General features: G+C 66.4%; 1 pseudogene. It reads right to left on the bottom strand.

What is annotated here, in order from left to right:
• A pseudogene (locus HT134_RS44310) lies at positions 1-640 on the bottom strand (DNA-directed RNA polymerase subunit beta); the annotation flags it as partial.

Here is a 640-nt window from a genome sequence, read left to right as displayed (position 1 = left end):
TCTGGTCCATGAACTGCGACAGCTGCGAGGTGCCGAAGAACTCCTTGATCGACGCCACGACCGGGCGGATGTTGATCAGGGTCTGCGGCGTGATCGCCTCGACGTCCTGCGTGGTCATGCGCTCGCGCACGACCCGCTCCATGCGGGCCAGGCCCAGGCGGACCTGGTTCTGGATCAGCTCGCCGACGCTGCGCAGGCGGCGGTTGCCGAAGTGGTCGATGTCGTCGATCTCGACGATCACCTCGCCACCCGCGCCCGGCATCGTGTCCTCGCCGGCGTGCAGGCGCACGAGGTACTCGATCGTGGCGACGATGTCGTCCTCGGTCAGGGTGCCCTGCGTGATCTCACTGGCCACCCCGAGCTTCTTGTTGATCTTGTAGCGACCCACCTTGGCGAGGTCGTACCGCTTGGGGTTGAAGTAGAGGTTCTCCAGCAGGGTCTGCGCCGACTCCTTGGTCGGCGGCTCGCCCGGGCGCAGCTTGCGGTAGATGTCGAGCAGCGCGTCGTCCTGGCCGGCCGTGTGGTCCTTCTCCAGGGTGGCCCGCATGGACTCGTACTGGCCGAAGCGCTCGAGGATCTGCTCGTTGGTCCATCCCAGTGCCTTGAGCAGCACGGTGACGGCCTGCTTGCGCTTGCGGTC

The sequence above is a fragment of the Nonomuraea rhodomycinica genome, from assembly GCF_013363995.1.
GTDB lineage: Bacteria > Actinomycetota > Actinomycetes > Streptosporangiales > Streptosporangiaceae > Nonomuraea > Nonomuraea rhodomycinica.
The sequence above is the reverse complement of the archived record's forward strand: the minus strand, read 5'-3'. Positions and strand labels throughout refer to the sequence as shown.